This is a genomic window from Ruegeria sp. AJ12, from assembly GCF_056536245.1.
In genome coordinates this window covers 1,600,348-1,622,646 of record NZ_JBQFJJ010000001.1, presented here as the reverse complement: position 1 = coordinate 1,622,646, position 22,299 = coordinate 1,600,348, and the positions used below count along the sequence as shown (strand labels likewise).

19 protein-coding genes are annotated in these 22,299 nt (G+C 58.7%); 7 read left to right on the top strand and 12 right to left on the bottom strand.

Features of this window, described 5'->3' with window-relative positions:
• Nucleotides 1-11: 11 nt before the first annotated feature.
• Nucleotides 12-299: a preprotein translocase subunit YajC gene (gene yajC / locus ACR3E0_RS08215; RefSeq protein WP_480477941.1), complete on the bottom strand. Its 288-nt coding sequence runs from the start codon at nt 297-299 to the stop codon at nt 12-14.
• Between the two features lie 205 nt (nt 300-504).
• On the opposite strand from yajC, the gene ACR3E0_RS08210 reads away from it, so the two are divergent.
• Together ACR3E0_RS08210 and serS are read left to right on the top strand one after the other, a co-directional pair.
• A complete protein-coding gene (locus ACR3E0_RS08210; protein WP_480477939.1) occupies nt 505-2,163 on the top strand; it encodes a mechanosensitive ion channel family protein in 1,659 nt (552 codons plus the stop codon).
• Between the two features lie 86 nt (nt 2,164-2,249).
• Nucleotides 2,250-3,542 (top strand): serine--tRNA ligase, encoded by a 1,293-nt coding sequence (gene serS, locus ACR3E0_RS08205; protein WP_480477937.1) that lies wholly within the window; start codon nt 2,250-2,252, stop codon nt 3,540-3,542.
• A 58-nt stretch (nt 3,543-3,600) separates the two neighbouring features.
• Here the strand turns inward: serS and ACR3E0_RS08200 are convergent, their stop codons facing one another.
• The 5 genes from ACR3E0_RS08200 to ACR3E0_RS08180 all read right to left on the bottom strand — a co-directional run bounded on the left by ACR3E0_RS08200 (nt 3,601) and on the right by ACR3E0_RS08180 (nt 9,010).
• Nucleotides 3,601-4,215, bottom strand: coding sequence for a helix-hairpin-helix domain-containing protein (locus ACR3E0_RS08200; protein WP_480477935.1), 615 nt, complete (start codon nt 4,213-4,215; stop codon nt 3,601-3,603).
• 92 nt (nt 4,216-4,307) lie between these two features.
• Nucleotides 4,308-5,294 carry a fatty acid desaturase gene (locus ACR3E0_RS08195; RefSeq protein ID WP_480477933.1) on the bottom strand — a complete coding sequence of 329 codons (987 nt, stop codon included), beginning with the start codon at nt 5,292-5,294 and terminating at the stop codon, nt 4,308-4,310.
• Between the two features lie 165 nt (nt 5,295-5,459).
• Entirely contained in the window at nt 5,460-6,923 is a 1,464-nt protein-coding gene (gene der / locus ACR3E0_RS08190; RefSeq protein ID WP_480477931.1) for a ribosome biogenesis GTPase Der, read from the bottom strand.
• 49 nt (nt 6,924-6,972) lie between these two features.
• Nucleotides 6,973-8,295 carry a PQQ-like beta-propeller repeat protein gene (locus ACR3E0_RS08185; RefSeq protein ID WP_480477929.1) on the bottom strand — a complete coding sequence of 441 codons (1,323 nt, stop codon included), beginning with the start codon at nt 8,293-8,295 and terminating at the stop codon, nt 6,973-6,975.
• Between the two features lie 43 nt (nt 8,296-8,338).
• Nucleotides 8,339-9,010 (bottom strand): hypothetical protein, encoded by a 672-nt coding sequence (locus tag ACR3E0_RS08180; protein ID WP_480477927.1) that lies wholly within the window; start codon nt 9,008-9,010, stop codon nt 8,339-8,341.
• A gap of 225 nt (nt 9,011-9,235) precedes the next feature.
• Here ACR3E0_RS08180 and ACR3E0_RS08175 point away from each other — a divergent pair, with 225 nt between their 5' ends.
• Complete coding sequence (locus ACR3E0_RS08175) at nt 9,236-10,468, top strand: efflux RND transporter periplasmic adaptor subunit (protein ID WP_480477925.1); 1,233 nt, start codon at nt 9,236-9,238, stop codon at nt 10,466-10,468.
• Nucleotides 10,465-14,262 carry an efflux RND transporter permease subunit gene (locus tag ACR3E0_RS08170; RefSeq protein WP_480477923.1) on the top strand — a complete coding sequence of 1,266 codons (3,798 nt, stop codon included), beginning with the start codon at nt 10,465-10,467 and terminating at the stop codon, nt 14,260-14,262. The genes ACR3E0_RS08175 and ACR3E0_RS08170 overlap by 4 nt, the downstream gene beginning before the upstream one ends.
• A gap of 39 nt (nt 14,263-14,301) precedes the next feature.
• On the opposite strand, the gene ACR3E0_RS08165 is transcribed toward ACR3E0_RS08170, so the two are convergent.
• From ACR3E0_RS08165 to ACR3E0_RS08155, 3 genes are all read right to left on the bottom strand, one after another.
• Nucleotides 14,302-14,700 (bottom strand): DUF2147 domain-containing protein, encoded by a 399-nt coding sequence (locus tag ACR3E0_RS08165; RefSeq protein ID WP_480477921.1) that lies wholly within the window; start codon nt 14,698-14,700, stop codon nt 14,302-14,304.
• Between the two features lie 57 nt (nt 14,701-14,757).
• The gene (locus tag ACR3E0_RS08160; RefSeq protein WP_480477919.1) at nt 14,758-16,563 is read right to left on the bottom strand and encodes an ABCB family ABC transporter ATP-binding protein/permease; all 1,806 of its coding nucleotides are present in this window, start codon (nt 16,561-16,563) and stop codon (nt 14,758-14,760) included.
• A gap of 76 nt (nt 16,564-16,639) precedes the next feature.
• A complete protein-coding gene (locus tag ACR3E0_RS08155; RefSeq protein WP_480477917.1) occupies nt 16,640-17,995 on the bottom strand; it encodes a LysM peptidoglycan-binding domain-containing protein in 1,356 nt (451 codons plus the stop codon).
• A 123-nt stretch (nt 17,996-18,118) separates the two neighbouring features.
• Here ACR3E0_RS08155 and ACR3E0_RS08150 point away from each other — a divergent pair, with 123 nt between their 5' ends.
• Complete coding sequence (locus ACR3E0_RS08150) at nt 18,119-18,673, top strand: LOG family protein (RefSeq protein ID WP_480477915.1); 555 nt, start codon at nt 18,119-18,121, stop codon at nt 18,671-18,673.
• A gap of 52 nt (nt 18,674-18,725) precedes the next feature.
• Here the strand turns inward: ACR3E0_RS08150 and ACR3E0_RS08145 are convergent, their stop codons facing one another.
• From ACR3E0_RS08145 to ACR3E0_RS08135, 3 genes are all read right to left on the bottom strand, one after another.
• On the bottom strand, nt 18,726-19,178 hold the full coding sequence (locus ACR3E0_RS08145) for a host attachment family protein (protein ID WP_480477913.1): 453 nt from the start codon (nt 19,176-19,178) through the stop codon (nt 18,726-18,728).
• Nucleotides 19,179-19,388: 210 nt separating this feature from the next.
• On the bottom strand, nt 19,389-20,270 hold the full coding sequence (locus ACR3E0_RS08140; RefSeq protein WP_480477911.1) for a metallophosphoesterase: 882 nt from the start codon (nt 20,268-20,270) through the stop codon (nt 19,389-19,391).
• Between the two features lie 4 nt (nt 20,271-20,274).
• A complete protein-coding gene (locus tag ACR3E0_RS08135; RefSeq protein WP_480477909.1) occupies nt 20,275-20,874 on the bottom strand; it encodes a superoxide dismutase in 600 nt (199 codons plus the stop codon).
• A gap of 99 nt (nt 20,875-20,973) precedes the next feature.
• On the opposite strand from ACR3E0_RS08135, the gene ACR3E0_RS08130 reads away from it, so the two are divergent.
• Together ACR3E0_RS08130 and ACR3E0_RS08125 are read left to right on the top strand one after the other, a co-directional pair.
• On the top strand, nt 20,974-21,735 hold the full coding sequence (locus ACR3E0_RS08130) for an FkbM family methyltransferase (protein WP_480477907.1): 762 nt from the start codon (nt 20,974-20,976) through the stop codon (nt 21,733-21,735).
• A 137-nt stretch (nt 21,736-21,872) separates the two neighbouring features.
• Nucleotides 21,873-22,226: a hypothetical protein gene (locus ACR3E0_RS08125; protein ID WP_480477905.1), complete on the top strand. Its 354-nt coding sequence runs from the start codon at nt 21,873-21,875 to the stop codon at nt 22,224-22,226.
• Nucleotides 22,227-22,299: the final 73 nt, after the last annotated feature.

Here is a 22,299-nt window from a genome sequence, read left to right as displayed (position 1 = left end):
GTCGCGCGAACTTACTTCGCCGGTTCCGTCTTGTTCAGAACCTGCGCCAGGGTCGTTTTGACGACGCGGACCTTGACGCCTTCGGCAATCTCGACCTCGATCTCGTTCTCGCCTTCCTTGACCTTCGACACTTTGCCGATCAGCCCCCCCTGGGTCACAACCTGATCGCCCCGGCGCACGGCTTCGACCATGGCCTGATGTTCTTTCACCTTTTTCTGCTGGGGCCGGATCAGCAGGAAATACATGATCGCAAAGATCAGGATCAGCGGGAGAAACTGGGCGATTGCGCCACCTTCCATGGGATATTCCTTTGTTCAGATCTTGCGGACACCTCTCCGCAAATTTGGCGGGAACCTATGCTTTGAAATGGGTGTTTGCAAGCAAAGGCGGCGCTGTGATCCACCAGAACCCTGCGCGTGCCAGAGAAGATCATGCAAAGCGTTGCAGATATGTCCTAGGAAGACCGCTCAACTCGACTATAGTTGGGCAACGGGAGACGTGACGGTGCAACTCTGCAAACCCTTTAATTTGTTGGCGCATTTGCTGTCCGCACTGACGCTGATGATTGTGTTGTCCGCACCGGCATGGCCGCAGGACGCAGGCGATGACAACGCATCTGGCGATGCTGCTGACTCTGAGGCGTTCAAGGCCCCGGTGGTCGTAGACGGCGACATTCTGTTTCATCTCCGGGGTTCCAGTGCCCTGCCCGCGCCAGAGCGCGCCGAACGGGTACAAAACAGCATCATCGAGGTGGCCGAGTCCTCGGACAATCCTGACGTCAGCATCAGCTATGAAGAAACAGACCTTGGCACCCGTATCCTTGCCGATGGTGTCCGCGTGTCGATCGTCACTGAAGCCGATGCCGAACTGGAACAAATGGATCTGGACGTTCTGAGCCTGCTGCATGGCGACGCGATCCACGATGCCGTCGTTGTCTATCGCGCAAACCGCACCGAACAGGCGCGCGTCTCAGGCGCTATTGAGGCGGCTGGTTGGACCGTAGGGTTTGTTCTCTTTATCCTTGTGATCCTGTGGCTCAATCGCAGGATCAGGCGGCGCACGCTGAAACTGGTTCAGCGCTATTTGAAAGACGTCGAAACGGCCACGGCGAAACATGTTCAGGCCGAGGCGATCGCCGCCCTGATCCGCTATGGCCTGAACTTCGTTCTGCTGATCATCTTCTTTCTGGGGTTCTACTACTATCTCTCGTTCGTTCTGCTGGCCTTTGCAGAAACACGCTATTTCGCGCAGTTGCTGCTGACGTATCTCACCGATCCTGTATTGCTGATTTTCCGAGGTATCCTCAGCTACATCCCGAACCTGATCATGTTAGCGCTGATCACATGGGTGACTCTCTACATTATCAAAGGCATGCGCGTCTTTTTTGATGCGGTCGAGGCCGGCACGTTCGAGATGACGGATTTTGAGAAACACTGGGTGAACCCGACCTTCAATATCGCCCGTGTGGTCGTCATCCTGATCGCGTTGGTCTTTGCGGTCCCGTACATTCCCGGCTCGGATTCGGCTGCATTCCAGGGGCTCACGATCCTGGTTGGTGCCATGCTGTCGCTGGGTGCAAACTCGGTGGTGTCCAACATGCTGGCTGGATTGTTTGTCATATACCGCCGGTCGACATCCATCGGGGATCGCATTCAGATCGGCGATCACATTGGCGATGTTGTGCAAATCAAACTGATGGAAACACATTTGAAGTCCATCAAGAACGAGCTGATCTCGATCCCCAATGCGCAGCTGATGAATTCGGATGTGGTGAATTTTTCCAAGAAAACCGATGGCAACGGGCTGCTGCTGCATACAACTGTGGGAATCGGGTATGAAGAGCCGCCGGAAAAGGTCGAAGCGATGCTGATCGAAGCCGCCCATCGCACCAAGGGGATCAAGGCCAAGCCCGAACCTTTTGTGCTCTGGACCGCACTGGCCGACTACGCGATCAACTATCAAATCAATGGTTACACGACGCGTGGCAGCATCATTCCGAAGATCAAATCGGATCTGCATCGTAACATCGTCGCCGTGTTCAATGAGAACAACGTACAGATCATGACGCCGTCTTACATGGCCGATCCGCCCGAGCCGAAAATCCCCGCAGATCATTGGGACGGGCATCTGGCGCATGAAACCGGCGAGGATGCGGAGAAGTAAGTGTTTTTTGCCCGACCGGCGCTACACCCTGCCTTCCATATGGTGCATAAGCGGCGTCAGTGATTCACGTATTAAGGATCTGAACCATGCACGACATCCGCGCCATTCGCGAAAACCCATCCGCATTCGACGCCGCCCTGGCGCGCCGTGGGGATGCGCCGATGTCATCAGACCTGCTGCGGCTGGATGAAAGCCGCCGCGCTAAGATTCTTGCCGCCGAAACCGCGCAGGCCGAACAGAACAAGGCCTCAAAAGAAGTGGGCGCGGCCAAAGCCCGGGGGGATGAGGCGGAATTCGAACGCCTGCGCGCTGTCGTGGCCGAAAAAAAGGCCGAGATCGCACGGATGCAAACCGAGGCCAAGGACCTCGATGCGTTGCTGACCGACCAGTTGATCCGCGTCGCCAACCTGCCCGCCGCGGACGTTCCCGACGGGGCCGACGAAAACGACAATGTCGAGGTCAGACGCTGGGGCGAGCCTCGGACCTTTGAGTTCGAGCCCAAGGAACATTTCGAAATCTCAGCCGTGCAAAACGGCATGGATTTCGAAACTGCGGCCAAGCTGTCCGGATCGCGCTTTGTGCTCTTGTCCGGCGGTGTGGCCCGCATTCACCGGGCGCTGGCCCAGTTCATGCTGGACACCCATATCAACAAGAACGGCCTGACCGAGGTCAACGCCCCGGTGCTTGTGTTGTCCGAGATGATGCAGGGCACCGGACAATTGCCGAAATTTGGCGAAGACAGCTATCAGACCCGAGAAGGATGGTGGTTGATCCCAACCTCCGAAGTGTCGCTGACAAACATCGTCAACGAGACACTGATCGAGGAAAGCTATCTGCCGCGCCGCTATACGGCTCATTCCCTGTGTTTTCGCTCCGAGGCCGGCTCGGCCGGCAAGGACACACGCGGCATGCTGCGCCAGCACCAGTTTGAAAAAGTTGAAATGGTGTCGGTCACGCATCCGGACAAATCGGATGACGAACAAAAACGCATGCTGAGCTGTGCGGAGGGTATTCTGGAACGGCTCGGCATCCCGTACCGGACGGTCATCCTGTGCACCGGCGACATTGGTTTTGGCGCACGGCGCACATATGACATCGAAGCCTGGCTGCCGGGCCAGAACACCTATCGCGAGATCAGTTCGGTCTCGACCTGCGGCGATTTTCAGGCGCGACGCATGAATGCGCGCTTTCGTCCAGAGGCTGGTGGCAAGCCGGAATATGTCCACACCTTGAATGGGTCAGGTCTTGCCGTGGGGCGCTGCCTGATCGCTGTGCTGGAAAATGGTCAGAACAAGGATGGCACCGTGACCCTGCCGGACGTTTTGGCCCCATATCTCGGCGGCAAGCTGACGTTGCAATCGGACGGCACACTCACCTGAAAAAACCGGCGCCGTCTGAAACGGCACCGGTTCAACAAACGAACAGAGGCGAAGAAGGTTACTTCTTCGCCTTTTTCTTGTCCTTCTTTTTATCTTTGCCTTTGTTCTCTTTTTTCTTCGCGTCTTTCTTCTTGCTGTCTTTCTTGGACTTTTTGTCCTTCTTCGACTTGGCCTTTACCTTGTCCTTCGCCTTGGAGATGACAGCTTCCATCTCTTTGCGTTTCTTGGCTGCTTTTTCAGCCTTTGCTTTGGCTTTGGCCTTTTTCTTGGCTTTGGCTGCTGCCGCCTCGGCAGCCGCCTTTTCTTCGGCGGCTTTGCGCGCTGCTTCCTCCGCCCGCTTTTCAGCAGCAGCTGCAGCCACGGTTTTTCGAGCAGCAGGTTTGCGCGGGGTTGCCGTGCGCGCCGCAGGTTTGCGGGCGGCCGGTTTGCGCGTTGCAGGGGCCCGGCGGGCAGGCGCGCGACGTGTCGCGGGCTTCGCAGCGGCAGGTTTGGCCGCAATTGCCTCTTTCGCGGCAGCGATCAGCAAAGGGGCGCGGGATGCGCCTATTCGGGGAACCTTGACCAGATCCGCCGGATTTGCCTTGGCTATGGCTTCGGCGGTTTTGAAACCGTTGGCAATCAAGGATTGGCCAAGCGCCTCTCCTACGCCTTTCACATTGGTCACTGCGGTCATTACGGTTCCTTTCTCTGTCTTCCTGCAATTTGTATATACGTAAGATATACGGGCTTGCAAGTTGCTGTTCGACCCGGATAATTCTTGCAGCTCTAACTGCTATGCGCGAGACCGCCGGCCTGTCCCTTCTTTGGAAAGGGGACCAGACGTTTGGCGTCCTCATCCCAGAGTTTTAGGTTCAATGCTGCCACAGCCTCGGGGAACTTGATCCGACGCGGCGTGTATTCCGGCGGCAGATTATAGTGGCAGGCCCGCAACCGGTAAGATGGAATGCGCGCGTTAAAGTGATGGATGTCGTGCAGCGTGATACAGGCAACCGCATTGTCGAACCACCAGCCGAAATCCAGGGCGGATGACCCCTGAAGCGCCGCAAGTTGCGGGTCCAGGTCCGGGCGGCGGTCCCAGTAGGTGTCCTCAAAATTGTGCTGCAGATACACCAGGAACACACCCAGCATTCCGCCCAGAAGGGAAAACACCAGCCAGACCAGAATACCGGTTGAGCCTGCAATCAGGAACAGCAGCCCAAGGAAGACAATGATGGACAGATTGTGCAGCACCACGCCTTTCACCCCGAAACGCAGGGTGTTTTTCGGCCAGCGATAACGGATGAAGTAGGTGAAAAGCGCACCAACGGGAACCAGAACGAACGGGTTGCGATACAGCCTGTAGACCAGACGTTTTTTCCAATCCGCCTCATTCCATTCGCGCAAGGTCATTGTGTGGATTTCGCCGGTTTCCCGATGTTCCAGATTTCCAATGCCAGCGTGATGCAAATTGTGGTTCTGCTTCATCACCTCAAACGGCGCAAAGGTGAACGGAGACAGCCCGTGCCCAGCCCATTCGTTCTGCTGTCGGGTTTCAAACAGAGAGTGATGCCCGCAATCATGCTGCAGAACGTACAAACGCACCGCTGAAAAGGCAAAGACGATCCCTGCCGGAACCATGACATACCAGCGATCGACGTAGGAAATCGCAAGCGCGAGCGATGCGAAATACACCGCGAAGGTTCCAAAATAACTTAGCGCGGCGAGTCGGTTGTCCTGCACCGCATATTGCCGTGTGTATTCCCTCAGATCCATCCAGTCCGCTCCCCACGATGGCCCGGTTACAAACTGTTTCAAAACTATGTTCAACTGGCCCGCAGACAAGCCGCACATGCGAAAACAAATGCACGCAGGCGAATGCTAGCGCGCCGTCGTGAGCGTGTCACGCCCTCTGACTGAAAATGCTGGAAATTGGCGCAGTTACGCCCTGCCCTTGAGATGTTTGGCCAGTGCGCCCGCGTTTTTCTTGCGACGTCCCTTGTAGGGATTCTTGTCCCCCTGACCCCGCAAGGTCAACCGGATGGGAGTTCCGGGCATGTCGAAATCTTCGCGCAGGCCGTTGACCAGATAGCGTGAATAGCTGTCGGGCATCTTGTCGGGATGCGAACACATCACCACAAAGCCCGGCGGCCGGGTCTTTGCCTGTGTCATGTACCGCAACTTGATGCGACGGCCCTGCGGTGCCGGAGGCGGGTGCTGCTCCAGCATCGCGGTCAGCCAGCGGTTCAGTGCGGCGGTCGGCACACGGCGGTTCCAAACGTCATGCGCGCGCAGAATAGCGGCGCGCAGGCGCTCCAGTCCCCGGCCTGTCTTCGCCGATACCGTGACAAGGGGCGCGCCACGTAGCTGCGGCAGCAACCGTTCAAACGACTCCTTCAGGTCGCGCAGCTTTTCCTGCTTGTTGTCCTCGACATCCCATTTGTTGACCGCAACGACGACGGCGCGCCCCTCCCGTTCCGCCAGATCGGCGATGCGCAGATCCTGTTGTTCAAACGGAATGGCCGCATCAAGCAGAACAACCACGACTTCGGCGAACTTGACGGCGCGCAACCCGTCCGAGACTGAAAGCTTTTCCAGTTTCTCCTGAACCTTGGCTTTTTTGCGCATACCGGCCGTATCGAAGATACGCATGGGCGTGCTGTCGCCGCCCGGGCCCGCCCAGTCGACACGCAGGCTGATGGCGTCCCGGGTGATACCCGCCTCGGGTCCTGTCAGCAGACGATCCTCACCCATGATCTTGTTGATCAGAGTGGATTTTCCCGCATTGGGCCGCCCGACCACAGCCACCTGCAAAGGTTTCGCGTCGGTGATCAGCGGGGTTTCACCTTCACCGTCTTCGTCCAGATCGATATCGGTCTCAGGGGTTTCGTCGCCCCCGTCTTTCTCGGCGGCATCTGCCAAAGGCATGAGCTGAGCAAATAGATCGGCCATACCCTCGCCGTGTTCGCCTGACAGGCGCACAGGTTCGCCCAAACCCAGATTATAGGCCTCGAGCACACCTGCATCAGCGGCGTTCCCCTCGGCCTTGTTGGCCGCAAGGATGACGTGCTTTGATCGCTTGCGGAGAATTTCAGCGAACAGCTCATCTGTCGGCGTGACGCCGACGCGCGCGTCAATCATGAACAGACAGACATCCGCCATGTCGACCGCCCGCTCGGTCAGCCGACGCATGCGACCCTGCAGGCTGTCATCGGTGGCATCCTCAAGCCCCGCCGTATCAATAACCGTGAACCTCAGATCGCCCAGCCGCCCCTCACCCTCACGCAGGTCGCGCGTCACGCCCGGCTGGTCATCGACCAAGGCCAGCCGCTTGCCGACGAGGCGATTGAACAGGGTGGATTTGCCCACATTGGGGCGCCCCACGATAGCGAGGGTCAGCGACATGATACTCAACTTTCAAGACTCAAGAAGCGCCATTTAGCGCATCTTGCCGTCAACGGAAAGCGTGCAGATCGCCCTTGGTCGAGACAACGTACAGCGTCTGGCCCGCTACGACGGGCGCCGTTGTGGCCCCGCCGGGCACCTCTGTCTGGTAAACCATTGATCCGTCAACGGGATTGAAAAACCGCAGGGAACCATCGTTCGAGGCTACAACGAGGCGCCCGCCTGCCAGGATCGGCCCGTAATGGGCGAAAATCGGGCCGCGCCGACCCGGCTTGTCTTTGACAAAGCCCGGCAGATCCTGTGCCCAGATAATGGACCCATCGGATGCGTTCAGGCGCACCAACTGGCTGCGGTCACTGATCAGAAAGATGCTGTTGCCTGCGGACCAGACCGTGTCTACCGCGCCTTCGTCAGCGGTCCACCGTCGTTCTCCTGATGCCGCATCGAAGGCAACGGTGCGTCCCGAGTGGTTGCCAATGTAAATCGTGTCGCCGGCCACCATCGGCCCGCCGGTCACGTCTACGATTTGTGCCGCCGCCCGGCCACGCCGCCCACCGGCGACCGAAGCGTTCCAACGCCGGATGCCGCCCCTGCGGAACGTGGCGGCGATGTCCCCCGATCCGAATGCAAAGACAGCCAGATCCGAGGTCAGTACGGGCGCGGGTGCACCCAGAACATTGCCAACGCTGGGCGTCCCATCGATCTGCCAGGCGATGCGCCCGTCCTTGGTGTCGATGGTCCATCCGGTTTCATCACCGGCCACCAGGTACAGCAGCCCGTCACTGACCAAAGGTGCTCCGCTGCCAGTGGCGTTCAGTCGCTTCTGCCAACGGATCGCGCCGGTCTTTGCGTCCAGAGCCGTCAGCCGCCCAAAACCGGACGATACATAAAGTACACCGTTCGAATAGGCCATGCCGCCGCCTGTGGCATCCGAATCGCCATCGCGCGCGGGGATCAGGTTCATGTCCCAGACCACCTGACCCTGCGGCGACACCGCAGACACGGTTGCGCCCGAGTCCAGAGTGTAGATCAAACCGCCTGCAACGACGGGCTCGGCCGTGATGCGCTGTTTGCGCGAGTCACCGCTGCCGATCGATGCAGACCAGATCCGCTGCGGCGCGGCGCGCAAGGCGGCGTTAGTAGTACGAAATGCTACGGTACCGGGGCTTTGCGGCCAGTTTGCATTTGCACTTTGACCCGGCAGGCTGATCGGCTGGGACCCACGGGTTTCAACCGTCTCCGTATCCGTAGCGGGACGAATATCCTCACGCGCACCCGGCAGAATGTTTTCAGGCTCCTGACAGGCCGCCAGTGTTGTCAGGGCAATTGCCGCAGCAGGCAATCCCAAGCGGGAAACCAAATTTGTCACCATGTTATTCCGAACTCGCCTGTCATTTTGTTGTCCCGCCGCCTGATCAGCCCTGCTGTGCCACCAGCGGTTCAGGTTCTCCGCCCAAAGCGACGATCAGCTGTGCCGCGCGTTGCTGCAGATCAATACCAACCTCGGCGTCCTGCCGCAGCGCCTGCAGACGGGTCAACGCGGCATCGATATTGCCCTCGGATACCTCAATCAACGCCAATTGCTCTTCGGCCAGCAAGCGCAAGGGCGCACCCGGAACGGCCAGAGCCTCAAACTGCTGACGCCGGTCCGCAGCGGGCAGCGTCTCGCTTTGCAGAAGCAGGGCCTTGAAACTTGCGATCGCGCGGTAGATTTCAGGTAAATCGCCCTGAACGGCCACCGTGTTCAGGCTGTCGACGGCCTCCTGTACGGACCCGGCCTCGACCTGCGACGCCGACAGCAGCATGTTCAAGACGGCATCACCACCAACCGACTCGGCCTGCACCCCCCCAAGGCTGGCTGCACGCGCCGCAGATTCATTTTCCGCCAATGCCGCCAGAATCGCGTCGCCGAGATCCTGAGCCTGAGAGGTGTCGCGCGCCTTGCGGAATTCGTTGAACGCCGCACCACCGACAATCACGATGACCGCTAGAACACCGACCCAGCCCCAACGGCGCAGAAGCAGGTAAAGCCGGTCGCGGCGTACCTCTTCTGTTACCTCATCAATGAAACTGTCAGTGTCGCTCATCAATACCCCCGGGCGGTTTATCCTGTTATTGTGCGCCATGTCATACCCCGGCGCCCCGGCCAAGCCAAGGGTCCGATTTTGCACATTTACACCGGTTCAGTCCGCTCTTGCGAAAAAAAATAAACCGAACTATTCAGTTCAGTGTGGAAAAGGGACATGCCGAACCCCATTTTGAGGCATGCACGCCAGGAAGATTTTGGCGCAGAATTCTGGGAGAATAGCTGTATGCGTTTGATTTCATTCATCAACGCCCTCTTGGTGATTGTTGCATTGTATTTTCTTGTGTTTGAACGCGACGCGCTGTTTGCATTTGCAGGACGTGGCGAGGCGGACGCCTCGGCAGCTGCAGAAGGTGAAACAACGGATGTCACGGCTGTCAGCGAGACGGCGGTCGGTGTCGTTGCCATCCGGTCTGAGGCACGCGAAATCGACAGTGCAGTTCTGTTGCGCGGCCAAACCCAGGCCAACAGGCAGGTCGAAGTAATGGCCGAAACCACCTCGACAGTGATCTCGGAACCGAAGCGCCGGGGTGCCTTTGTCGAAGCCGGCGATCTGCTTTGCGAACTGGACCCGGGCACGCGCCCCGCAAGCTTGGCCGAGGCCATGGCTGGCAAGCTGGAGGCGGAAAGCCGCATCCCCGAAGCCGAAGCGCGGCTGGAAGAGGCGCACGCGTTGGTTGCCGAGGCTGAAATCAACCTCACTGCGGCGCGCAAACTGTCCGAGACCGGGTTCGGGTCTGAAACCCGCCGGATTTCAAGTGAAGCCGCGATGAGCTCTGCCGGCGCTGGTGTGAAATCTGCCGAGGCCGGTTTGGAGGCGACCCGTGCCGGTATCGAAGCCGCTGCGGCCGAAGTTAAAGCTGCCGAGCGCGAGATCGACCGCCTGACGATTGAAGCCCCGTTCAAGGGTCTGCTCGAAAGCGATACGGCGGAACTGGGCAGCCTGATGCAACCCGGGTCCCTGTGCGCAACCGTGATCCAACTGGATCCGATCAAGCTGGTGGGTTTTGTCCCGGAAACCGAAGTGAACCGCGTTCTGGTTGGCTCTGAAGCTTCGGCCCAACTGGTCACCGGTCTGCAGGTCGAGGGTCGGGTGACATTCCTCAGCCGGTCGGCGGATGAAACAACCCGGACTTTTGAAGTGGAGATCACTGTTCCGAACCCCGACCTGACCATTCGGGACGGTCAGACCGCGACCATTCGGATTGCCGCCGAAGGGGCCAAGGCGCATATTCTGCCGCAATCTGCACTCACGCTCAGCAATGAAGGGCAGTTGGGCGTTCGGACGGTTGGCGCAGGGGATGTCGTTGATTTCAAGCCGGTTCGTGTATTGAGAGATACGGCCGAAGGCGTTTGGGTGGGCGGTTTGCCGGAAGCTGTCGATATCATTGTCGTCGGGCAGGAATTCGTGACACGCGGCGTGACCGTCGCCCCAACCTATCGGGAAGCATCTCAATGACCGGTGTCGTTAGCTGGGCCGCTGGCCGAGCCCGAATGGTTCTGGCCTTCATCGCGATCTCGCTGGTCGTCGGTGGGTTCGCCTATGTCGGACTGCCGAAAGAAGGCGAGCCGGATATTGAAATCCCCGCTCTGTTCGTCTCGGTGCAGTTTCCGGGCATCTCCGCGGAGGATTCCGAAAACCTACTGATCAAGCCAATGGAAACCGAGTTGGCGGATCTGGACGGTCTGAAAGAAATGACCTCGACCGCTGCCGAAGGGTATGCGGGCGTTGCGCTCGAGTTTGACTTTGGCTGGGACAAAACGGCCATCATGGCGGATGTGCGCGATGCCATGAACTCGGCCCAGGCCGAGTTCCCGGAAGGTGCAGAACAGTATTCCCTGTTCGAGATCAATTTTTCCGAGTTTCCCATTGTCATCGTCAACCTGACCGGTGCCGTTCCGGAACGGACAATGGCCCGCGTGGCCAAGGACTTACAGGACGACCTCGAAGCGCTTGATTCTGTGCTTGAAGCTGGGATAGCGGGTAACCGGGACGAGCTACTTGAAGTCGTGATCGACCCCCTTCGGCTAGAAGCCTACAACGTCACCGCGGCGGAACTGATCAATGTCGTCCAGAACAACAACCAACTGATTGCCGCAGGTGAGGTTGAAACCGCTCAGGGTACGTTCTCGGTCAAGATACCGTCCTCGTTCAAAACCGCGCAGGACGTCTATGGCCTGCCGATCAAGGTGAACGGCGACCGGGTTGTCACGCTGGGTGAACTGGCCGAGATCAACTATACGTTCGAGGATCGCGAAGGCACGGCCCGGTTCGATGGTGAACCGACAGTGGCCCTGCAAGTGGTCAAGCGAAAGGGATACAACCTGATCGACACGGTCGAGCAGGTCAAGGCGACCATCGCCCATGCTCAGACCAGGTGGCCGCCAGAGTTGCAGGCCGCTGTCGACATTGGCACATCCAATGATCAGAGCCGGATTGTCGGCTCGATGGTCAGCCAGTTGGAAGGTTCGGTTCTGACCGCCATTGCACTTGTGATGATCGTGGTTCTGGCGTCGCTCGGGTCCCGCGCCGCGTTGCTGGTCGGCTTCGCGATACCCACCTCATTCCTGCTGTGTTTCGCATTCCTGGCCGTTATGGGTGTCAGTATCTCGAACATTGTGATGTTCGGCCTGATCCTTGCTGTCGGCATGCTGGTCGACGGGGCCATCGTTGTCGTGGAATACGCTGACAAGCGTATCAAAGATGGCGTTGGCCCAATGCACGCCTATGTCGAGGCGGCGCAGCGGATGTTCTGGCCCATCGTATCCTCGACCGCCACAACGCTGTGTGCCTTCCTGCCCATGTTGTTCTGGCCCGGTGTACCGGGCGAGTTCATGGGAATGTTGCCGGTCACGTTGATCTTTGTTCTGTCCGCCTCGCTGATCGTTGCGCTGATCTACCTGCCCGTCATGGGCGGTGTGTCCGGTCGGCTGAGCCGTGTTTTCGACCGCTCTTCGAACTGGCTGCGGGCGCGCACGCCATGGTGGCTACGGGCCGTACTGGTTCCGCCGTCTTTCTACATGGTGTTTCTGGGCGCAATGCAGGTGTTGAACCCAAGCTACCTGCTGCCCGCGGGGGCGCCGGGCGGGGCGCTGTTCGGTGCCATCCTGGTGATCGCGGGCGCCTTTGCCGGATCGGTTACACTTGGAGCGGCCAGGATCGAACGCGCGCCTGAAACGCGGGTGCACACGGCCAAGGAACACACGCCGTTTGGATATTTCGTCAAATTCCTGGTCGGCAATCCGATCATGCCTATTGTGTCGATTGTGTTCGTGGGCCTTGCGGTGATGTCTGTGATGACTGCCTATGGCGCCAACAACCGCGGTGTCGAGTTCTTTGTCGAAAGCGAACCGGAGCAGGCCACGGCCTATGTCCGGGCCCGGGGCAACCTGTCGCTGGCCGAAAAAGATGCAATGGTCTATGCCGCCGAACAGGTGATCGGTGCCCACCCGGCCGTCATCAATGTCTTTTCCTTTGCCGGAGAAGGCGGTCTGAACCAGAACAATGGCGGCGCGCAGGAACCGGCCGATACCGTCGGGCGCGTTCAGTTCGAGATCATCCCGTGGGAAGACCGCCCGAATGTGTCAGAACCGATACTGGGAGGCCTGTTTGACCGTCACTACGTGGCCCCCGAATATGACGGCGACTATGTGTTGGAGGAATTGAACGCTCAATTGGCCCAACTGCCCGGCTTTGTGGTCGAGATTCTGGCACTGGAGCAGGGGCCGGCCTCGGCCAAGCCAGTGCATCTGCGCATCAAGGGCGACGGTTGGGATGATCTGACATCTGCAACTCTCACCGCGCGTGAGGTGTTCGACAACACGCCGGGCCTGATCAAGATCGAAGACACGCTGCCCCTGCCCGGTATCGATTGGCAGATCGACGTGGACGTTGCCAAGGCCGGCCGCTTTGGCGCGGACGTGGCGACGGTGGGCGCAATGGTGCAGTTGGTCACGCGCGGTATCCTGCTGGGCGAGATGCGCCCAGACTCGACGGATGAAGAGATCGAAATCCGGGTTCGTCTGCCGGAAGAAGACCGCGTTCTGTCGACCTTGGATACGCTCAAGGTACGCACTTCGGACGGGCTGGTGCCGTTGTCCAACTTCGTCACCCGACAGCCGGTCGCGAAACTGGCCGAAATCAACCGCATCAACCAGGAACGGTATTACGACGTCAAGGCCGACGTCGAGCCCGGTCTGAGCAAGGTTGTGGTTGATGGCCCTGAGGGCACCGAGCAACGACTGGCCGTTGTCCGAGAACTAGAGGAAGGTGCAGATCGCAATGGTTCAACGCTGACAAGCCCGGACGGGAGACTGTTTGAGCTTGTGCAACTGACCGGCGCAGACAGTCTCGACAGCCTGAGGTCGACCATGGAAAGCGGCGATGCCCGCGTGACGCTCATCAACCCCAATGAACGCATCGCGGTTCTGACCGAATGGCTGGGAACCGAGCCGTTCTCGAAAGCGATCAGTTGGGAATGGACGGGCGATCAGGAAGATCAGGAGGAATCGGGTGCCTTCCTGATGAACGCTTTTGCAGGTGCGTTGGGGTTGATGTTCGTGATCCTGCTGGCGCAGTTCAACTCTTTCTACAACTCGGTACTGGTTCTGCTCGCCGTGGTTCTGTCCACGACCGGCGTGCTGATCGGGATGATGGTGATGCAACAACCCTTCTCGATCATCATGACCGGGACAGGCATCGTGGCTCTGGCCGGGATCGTGGTGAACAACAACATTGTTCTGATCGACACCTATCAGGAATACAGCCGATACATGCCCCGTATCGATGCGATCGTCAAAACAGCCGAAGAGCGCATCCGCCCGGTTCTGCTGACGACTCTGACCACGATGGCAGGTCTGACACCGATGATGTTTGGCCTGACGCTCGACTTCATCAATGGCGGGTATTCGATCAACAGCCCAACGGCGCTGTGGTGGAAGCAGCTGGCGACTGCAGTCGTATTCGGCCTTGGGATTGCAACGGTTCTGACCCTGATTCTGACCCCGTCGTTCCTGGCGTTGCGCGTATGGGTGGCAACCTACGCTGTCTGGCTGGGCCGGGTCCTGGCACGAGTTACCGCCGGCCACTCCAGCCGGATCGCGCAGGACATGGCCATTGGACGGGCGGCGCGGCAAATGCAATCAACCGAAATCGTCTGGGCGGATAGTCATGCCCCGGCGCCGGAGCCGACTGACCGCCTGGACGATCATGCCGATCATCCACCCGGATCGCCGCTCAAGGCAGCAGAATGAACCAGAGAGGGCCGGTGCACCGGCCCTTTTTTGGTGGCTTTAAAGGCGGGACCAGGTTTGATGCGCGCAAAGGACGTGTTCGCATCCTTTGACCTGCAACGTGTCCCCTTGCAGGGTCATCTGCGGCACTGCATCGACATCAACCGATGGCACCCAGAATTCACCGCCGCCGTATTTTCCATCACCATCGCTGGACACATCCCAGAACAGTTTCTTGCCGATATTCGGCGTTTGCACTTCCTTGCCGGTGGAGTCGTAGGCCGCCAAAATCTGTCCGCAGAACTTGTCTCCGCACGCGGTGATCCTGATATGCGAGACCAAGTCCTTGCGGTCAGGTTGGGTCTTCCAGACACCCACGATGGGGTCAGCTGTTGCAACCGCCGGGAAAATGAACAGAGCCAGTAAGGCGATCAGGGCCTTTCTCACAGTGCTACGCATCAGAAATCCTCCTGGGGTCGGCAACCTTGGTCACGGAATACAATCCGGCAGTACTGGTCAAGCCGCCTGACTGTCCGATTGCTGGCGGTTCCATAACTGGGCATATCGGCCTTCGCGCACAAGCAATTCGTCATGCGTACCCTGCTCGATGATTTCGCCATTTTCCAGAACCACGATCCGATCGGCCTCGGCAATTGTGCTGAGGCGGTGGGCGATCGTGATGACGGTGCGACCTTCACCGGCGCGGGCCAGCGCGTCCTTGATGTCCTGCTCGGTGTCCGTATCCAGGGCCGAGGTCGCCTCGTCCAGCAACAGGATCGGAGGGTTTTTCAGCAACGTGCGCGCTATGCCGACACGTTGCTTTTCCCCTCCGGACAGTTTCAGACCGCGTTCGCCCACCTTGGTGTCATAGCCTTCGGGCAAAGAGATGATGAAATCATGGATTTGCGCCGCCTTGGCTGCATCCTCGACATCGTTTTGAGAGGCCCCGTCGCGCCCGTAGGCAATGTTGTACCGGATGGTGTCGTTGAACAGCACTGTATCCTGAGGCACCACGCCTATCGCCGCATGCAGGCTGTTTTGCGTCACGTCCCGTACGTCCTGACCATCGATTTTCAGCGCGCCACCGGTCACATCATAAAACCGAAACAGCAGCCGTCCGATTGTTGACTTACCGGACCCGGTGGCCCCGACGATGGCCACAGTCTGGCCCGCCGGAACGGATAAAGATACGCCTTTGAGAATTTCGCGCTCCGGGTCGTAGCCGAAATGGACATTCTCAAGCGCCACCTCGCCCCCGTTCACCTTCAGGTCCCGGGCATCGTGTTTGTCTGTCACCTCAGCAGGTTGCTCAAGCAGATCAAACATTTGGCCCATATCCACAAGAGACTGCCGGATCTCCCGATAAACGGTGCCCAGGAAGTTCAAAGGCACCGTGATCTGAATCATGTAGGCGTTCACCATCACAAAATCGCCAACGGTCAGAGATCCGCTCTGCACCCCGATTGCAGCCAGAACCATAACGCCGATCAGTCCACAGGTGATCAGCAAGGACTGACCGAAATTCAGAAAGGCCAGGGAGTAGGCGGTTTTCAAAGCCGCGCCTGCGTAGCCTTTCATCGAAACGTCATAGCGGTGCGCCTCGCGCGTTTCTGCGTTGAAGTATTTGACCGTTTCAAAGTTCAAAAGGCTGTCGATGGCTCGCTGATTGGCCTCGGTATCCTGCTCGTTCATCTCACGGCGCAATTTCACCCGCCACTCGGTCACGGCGAAAGTAAACCAGATGTAAAGCGCAATGGTGACGGCGACCACGACCAGATACCAGATATCGAACAGCCACATCAGGACGATCGCCACCAGCAACAGTTCAAGGATCAGCGGGCCGATGGAAAACAACAGAAAGCGCAGCAGGAATTCCACGCCTTTGACACCGCGCTCGATAATGCGGCTCAGCCCTCCGGTGCGGCGGGTCACGTGATAGCGCATGGAAAGCTGGTGAATATGCTGGAACGTCTCCAGTGCCAGGGCCCGCAAGGCGCGCTGACCCACCGGGGCAAAGGCTGCATCCCGCAACTGCTGAAACCCGACCGTCATCATCCGTGACACGCCATAGGCCACGGTCAGACCGACAGCCCCCAGGGCAATGGGGGGAACGCCTTCGCCCGCCAGGCTGTCCACCGCGCCCTTGTACAGGATCGGGGTGTAAACCGCGATGAGCTTGGCCAGCACCAGCACGACCAAAGCAATCACAACCCGACGTTTCACCCATGGCTCGTCGTCCGGCCACAGGTATGGCGCAACCTTTCGGATGGTGCGCCAGCCGGACCGGCGTTCTTCTGTTTCCGTTACTTCATCGGAATACATATGGCGTCCGTCTCATCACGTACCTTGTCTGCGGTCAGAGATAGACCCCGGCCCACAAAGAGCCAGAGGCAAACTTCTACTCGGGGATCGTGAATATCTGCCCCGGATAGATCAAGTCCGGATCACGGATCAGGTTGCGGTTGGCCTCGAACAGCTTCACGTACAGTATCCCGTCCCCAAAGCGCTCGCGTGAAATAGCCCAAAGCGTGTCGCCCTTTTGAACCGTAACGGACCGGATCGGCGGTGCCTGATCCGGAGCATTGTCACCAGCAACGGCTTCGGCCGACTGCAGAACTTCGACGGGTTCGCGTTTGAAGGGCGTTTCCAGCCGGCTGATTACAGTGCCGTCCGTATTCACCTCGTCCACGCGCAGCGTGTAAACACCGGGATCAACTCCCTCAAGGTCCCCGCGCCAGTTGCCATCTTCCGCAGGCGTAAGGTCTGCAACCAACCGGTTGTTTAGGTACAGCCGAACCGCTGATCCGTCAGTGACGCGGCCGGTCAGCCGCACATCGCCGGTCTCGGAGTAACCAATGGTATCCAGTGCGATCTGGTCGGGGGTATCACCCTGTGAAGCGGGCGGTTGAACCAACTCGACCCCCTCTTCACCAGATCGCAGAACCGCGACTTGCTGATCTTCACCCGCATCCTCTGCCAGCGTCTCGTCAGTCTGGGCTGCCGCTGTGGCCTCAGATTGCGCCTCAGCCTCGGACCCTCCGCTGGGGGTCGATTGCTCGCCCTCGCCCACAGGCGTGCCTTCAGCTTGGACGGCGGCATCCGCGGCAGCGATCTGTTCGCCCGCCGGTTCCGGCAAAGCCGCAATCAGGTAGTCGTCCGAGCGCGCCGTCTGTCCTCCGTTTGAAGTTTCCAGGGTCAGTCCCTGCGCCTCTTCGCTGAACGGTATTGCAACGAACTCTGCAAACTGTCCGCTGTCATCGACGGTGAACTCGTGTAGCGGCTCGCCGTCCAGAAGAACCTGAACCTGACTGCCGGGTTCGGCATTGCCGGACAGCAGCGCGTTTCCGTCGGTTTCCACGAAAATCTGGTCCAGTTCCGGCGGCACAACAGCCGTCAGTTCGTCTCCGCTTGAATCGGCGTCTCCGGACGCAGTTTCCGCCCCGGTGGCAGATGCTTCGTTGGTGAGCGTATCCGCTGTATCGGCATCAGCCTGCTCGGACGGAGTGTCGTCCGCATTCTCCGTCGTCTGTGTCGAATCTGTGTTGGTTTCAGCCTCATCAGCGGCTGGCGCGGCGTCTTCTGCGGGTTGCTGACTCTCCGGCGCTGAGACCGCGGCGGTTTGTTCCTGCGGTGCCTGTGGTCCATTAAACACGCCAGACAGGTACAGGCCACCCGCTCCCAAAATTGCAATCAGACCGGCAACCACCCCCCAAATGAAATTACCCGAACTTCCGTTTCCCGATTTGGCGTTCATTCTTTTCCTTTCGTTCCGCGGTGCGCGCGCTTGAAATCACAGGCATCCCGGCGGACAGTTGAGCCAATCTATCAATCCCGCTATCACGGGTCAAAACTTCTGACACAACCCCGGAGACCCGCATTGCCGTCCCAGAAATCCGTCTGTGTGTATTGCGGGTCACGCAATGGCGCAAATCCCGCATATACTCAAGCCGCCCAACAGCTTGGAACCCTATTGGCGCAGGAAGGCTGGAGACTGGTCTACGGTGCCGGAGATGTGGGGCTGATGGGGGAGGTTGCCCGCGCAGCCCAAACGGCAGGCGGCGAAACTTTCGGGGTCATTCCCGTGCATCTGGTCCGGCGCGAGGTCGGTAAGACGGACCTGACCCATTTCGTGATAACCGAGACGATGCATGAGCGAAAAAAGGTCATGATCATGAATGCCGACGCCGTCGTGGTTCTGCCGGGTGGTCCGGGGTCACTGGACGAACTGTTCGAAGCGCTCACCTGGCGCCAGTTGGGCCTGCACGACAAACCCATCCTGGTCATGAATGTGAGTGGGTATTGGGATGCGCTTCGCACCTTGCTGGATCAGGTGATTGATCGGGGCTTTGCCGATGCGTCCCTAGCCGATTTCATAACCTGGGTTGAGGACGCTGAAACGGCAATGACGGAGTTGCGCAAGAAACTGAACTGACTCGGTCGGAATTCGGGCGGCCTACGCCGCCCTCTCGCATGTGAGTAACGGCTCAGGCGGTCGCCTTAAGGCGGTTTCTTAGGACATGTTCGACCTTGTGCATCGGGTGATTTGTCAGGGTCTTATCCACTTCGGCCACAACCTTGGCCAAAACCTCGCTGTGCAACCGGCGCCGCAACAGGCCCAGAACATGCGGGCTGGCAACCAGGACCAGCCGCTTATATGCGCCCTTCAAGCCCTTGCGATTCAACAGGTTGGCCAGATCCTGCACGAAAAGGGATTTCGCATGCGTTTTCCATGTTGCTTCCTCTACGGCCGATTTCTGGTTGGGTCCGCGATCATACCGACGCCCTGCCCGGTCTGACGGTTTTGAGTGGAGCGTTTCGGGCTCCTCAACTGACACAACAACCAGATTTGGGTCTTCGGCATCTGTGATGTTTTCCATCAGCAACGCCTTCTCCCCGTCTGCAATGATAACCCATGTTCCCTGTGCAAGTGCGACCATAGTGATCTCCTGTTACGGTTGTATTGGGTGTCCCTCATCCATTAGGCGTACGTGTCCTGTGCTGTGACCAAAGATGCCAGCACGACGCCATCGTTTTAGTTGATTGGCGGTTCTCTCCTCCCGCATAGAAAAGCTATGTGCTTCTCCGCGCCGTACAATGGGTGCCCGATCAGAAAGGTGCCGGATCGGCAGATTTTCACCGTTTGCTCATCAAGCTGAAAGCTCGACAACCGTGATCTCAGGCGTCACCCCAAAGCGCACCGGAAGGATCGAACAGCCGATGCCGCCCGAGACCACAAGGTCACGCCCGTTTTCGCGCACATGACCATAGGCATACCGGTTGCCAAACCGCGACGGAACGACAGGCGACCAGCCAAACAGACGGACTTGCCCCCCATGGGTGTGGCCGGACAGGGTCAGCGCGACACGGTCAGGGATCTGGGGGAAAATATCCGGTTCATGCGCCATCATGATCACCGGTGCGTCGTCGGTGATTTGATTCAGTGTTGCCGGCAGATCGTCAAGCCCCTGAAACCGCCCGCCTCCCAGAGACAGTGCGAGTTGATCTTCGAGCCCCGCCAGCCAGACGCCGGGGGCGTCGAGTTTGACGGCAGAATTCGACAGCACCTGTATCCCGTTCCGCTCAAGCGCTTGCGCGTACAGGTTCGGTCCGTGACCCCGCTTCTGCGCGCTTAGGTCATCCCACCAGTCATGGTTGCCCAGAACCGCAAAGACGCCATATCGGGCCTTTAATTCAGCCAGTACCGGAGCCACATCTGCGATCTTCACCGGACGCGACACCATCTTGTGACCCGCCGCATAATCCCCGAGCAAAAGAACCAGATCCGGGGACAGCGCGTTGGTTCTGCGCACGATCTGCCGAACACGTTTCAGACCGACATGAGGCTCGCCGACATGCAGATCGGCCAGCACGGCAATCCGCAGGGGCTGTGCCATCCAGTCGGTCCGCCGCAGCCGCCATTTCCGCACACGAAGTCGCAACGCCGGTTCGACAAGGAACCCGTAGGCGGCAGCAAAAAGGCCTGCCAGCGTTGCCGCCAGCAGGCCCTTGATAAACCCACGCCGGGTCAATGGATCACATCCGCGAGGCGACGTTTTCCCAATTCACCAGGTTGTCGAGGAAGTTCGAAAGGTAAGCCGGGCGCTTGTTGCGGAAATCAATATAGTAGCTGTGCTCCCACACGTCACACCCCAGCAGCGCGGTCTGACCAAAACACAGCGGGTTCACGCCGTTTTCGGTCTTGGTGACAGCCAGCGAGCCATCCGCGTTCTTGACCAGCCACGCCCAGCCCGAGCCGAACTGACCGGCACCGGCGGCGCTGAACTGCGATTTGAACTCATCGACCGAACCGAAGCTGTCGGTCAGAGCCTTTTCCAGTTCACCGGGCATGGCGTTATCGCCCGGGCCCATCATCTCCCAGAACTGGTTGTGGTTCCAAAGCTGGCTGATGTTGTTGAAGATGCCGTTCTGCGCCACGGCATTTGCGTCGTAGGTGCCGGTGATGATCTCTTCCAGCGACTTGCCGTCCCACTCGGTGCCGGCGATCAGCTTGTTGCCGTTGTCGACATAGGCCTTGTGGTGCAGGTCGTGGTGATATTCCAGCGTTTCTGCGGACATGCCCTTGGCTGCCAGCGCGTCATGTGCATAAGGAAGATCAGGAAGTTCAAAAGCCATCTCGGCCCCCTGTTGAAATAAGTGTTGCGTTCCAAAGGTTACATGCTTTGGCAATGCCCGTAGGTCAAGGGTTGAGACAAGAAAACCCGGAGGTCCGCGATGCTGACACAGGCGCGCAAGATGTTCTACCGCGCCCGCGGATATTATGCGGGGAACCTGAGCGGAGAACCCTTTCGTCTGGACCCCTACCATTCCAAGTTCTGGCGCAAGGCCTCATCCGGAGGGTGGGAGCCTGAGACCTTCGCCGTGCTGGACCGGTTCCTGTCACCGCAAAGCGACTATCTGGATATCGGAGGATGGATCGGGCCGACGGTCCTCTATGGCGCCCGCCGCGCGCGCCATGTGTTGTGTTTCGAGCCGGATCCAACGGCCTTTCGACACCTGGCCTGGAATCTGGACTTGAACGGCATCCGCAATGTCTCCGCCTTTGGCGTTGCCCTGTCCGATCAGTTTGGAGTGTCCCGCATGGCTTCGGCCCGAGGGGAACCCGGGGATTCCACCAGTTCCCTTCTTCACGATGCGGTTCATGGAACGGATGCTTTGACCATCACCTGGGATCAGTTTCAGGCCGCGCAAGATGTGTCCAACGTCTCTCTTGTCAAAATGGATATCGAAGGGGCCGAGTTCTTTGTGCTGCCCACGCTTCTGGACTGGCTGAGGCGGACCCGCCCTGCCCTGTTCCTGTCACTGCATGCCCCGCTTCTGGATGCTCCTGATCGCCATTCCCGGGTCTCGGAGCTTTTGGAAAGCCTGCAATTCTATGGCCATCTGTGCGACGAACACGGGCAGGCCTTGCAAATGGAGACGCTTTTGAGAACGGACGGGTTGAGCCGCTATCAGACCATTCTCTTGCATGATTGATGCGCGTGTCGGGCAGAGTGTCTCACCCTCGTAGAAATCCCTTGAAGTTTCTCGGTTTAGTTGCAACGGATAAAGCATCTGAACCAACGAAAATTGTTAAATGAAAAAAACTTGCATAGGCAGCCGTCGCCACTTTTTTGGCCAGCGCCGCCTTCGCAGAAACCATCACCTACAACTGCGAGATGACAAAGCGCGATGACTTTGGCTGGGTTGCGCCCGAGTATGTTTTTCGCATTGACGCGGAAAACGGTACAGCTTTGATTGCTGACAATCCCGAATGGGTTGGCATCAAGTTCAAGGATCGAGGCAAAAAAGGCTATCGTATGGTTTGGAACCGCATGGCCCGTGCCTCAGCGGGGGGCAACCTCTCGGTCAGATATCAAGCCAACCTCAACCCTGCCGACAATAGCCTGAAGGTGCGGATGGCATTTATCAACGTCAACGCGGCCAACAAACCCTATGGCGTTGGAACATGCAGCAAGGAAAAGTGAAAGTAGACGGTCGGACCTAGCTCGGCTTTTCCGACATTTTCGGCTATTTCATACATCACGTAAAAACATCGTT

What these genes read in the sequence shown, in the direction of transcription:
- ACR3E0_RS08180 (WP_480477927.1), bottom strand. Translation starts at nt 9,010, where the DNA reads ATGAGCGACACTGACAGTTTCATTGATGAGGTAACAGAAGAGGTACGC.
- serS (WP_480477937.1), top strand. Translation starts at nt 2,250, where the DNA reads ATGCACGACATCCGCGCCATTCGCGAAAACCCATCCGCATTCGACGCC.
- der (WP_480477931.1), bottom strand. Translation starts at nt 6,923, where the DNA reads ATGTCGCTGACCCTCGCTATCGTGGGGCGCCCCAATGTGGGCAAATCC.
- ACR3E0_RS08195 (WP_480477933.1), bottom strand. Translation starts at nt 5,294, where the DNA reads ATGGATCTGAGGGAATACACACGGCAATATGCGGTGCAGGACAACCGA.
- ACR3E0_RS08130 (WP_480477907.1), top strand. Translation starts at nt 20,974, where the DNA reads ATGCTGACACAGGCGCGCAAGATGTTCTACCGCGCCCGCGGATATTAT.
- ACR3E0_RS08135 (WP_480477909.1), bottom strand. Translation starts at nt 20,874, where the DNA reads ATGGCTTTTGAACTTCCTGATCTTCCTTATGCACATGACGCGCTGGCA.
- yajC (WP_480477941.1), bottom strand. Translation starts at nt 299, where the DNA reads ATGGAAGGTGGCGCAATCGCCCAGTTTCTCCCGCTGATCCTGATCTTT.
- ACR3E0_RS08175 (WP_480477925.1), top strand. Translation starts at nt 9,236, where the DNA reads ATGCGTTTGATTTCATTCATCAACGCCCTCTTGGTGATTGTTGCATTG.
- ACR3E0_RS08145 (WP_480477913.1), bottom strand. Translation starts at nt 19,178, where the DNA reads ATGGTCGCACTTGCACAGGGAACATGGGTTATCATTGCAGACGGGGAG.
- ACR3E0_RS08165 (WP_480477921.1), bottom strand. Translation starts at nt 14,700, where the DNA reads ATGCGTAGCACTGTGAGAAAGGCCCTGATCGCCTTACTGGCTCTGTTC.
- ACR3E0_RS08185 (WP_480477929.1), bottom strand. Translation starts at nt 8,295, where the DNA reads ATGGTGACAAATTTGGTTTCCCGCTTGGGATTGCCTGCTGCGGCAATT.
- ACR3E0_RS08170 (WP_480477923.1), top strand. Translation starts at nt 10,465, where the DNA reads ATGACCGGTGTCGTTAGCTGGGCCGCTGGCCGAGCCCGAATGGTTCTG.
- ACR3E0_RS08155 (WP_480477917.1), bottom strand. Translation starts at nt 17,995, where the DNA reads ATGAACGCCAAATCGGGAAACGGAAGTTCGGGTAATTTCATTTGGGGG.
- ACR3E0_RS08160 (WP_480477919.1), bottom strand. Translation starts at nt 16,563, where the DNA reads ATGTATTCCGATGAAGTAACGGAAACAGAAGAACGCCGGTCCGGCTGG.
- ACR3E0_RS08200 (WP_480477935.1), bottom strand. Translation starts at nt 4,215, where the DNA reads ATGACCGCAGTGACCAATGTGAAAGGCGTAGGAGAGGCGCTTGGCCAA.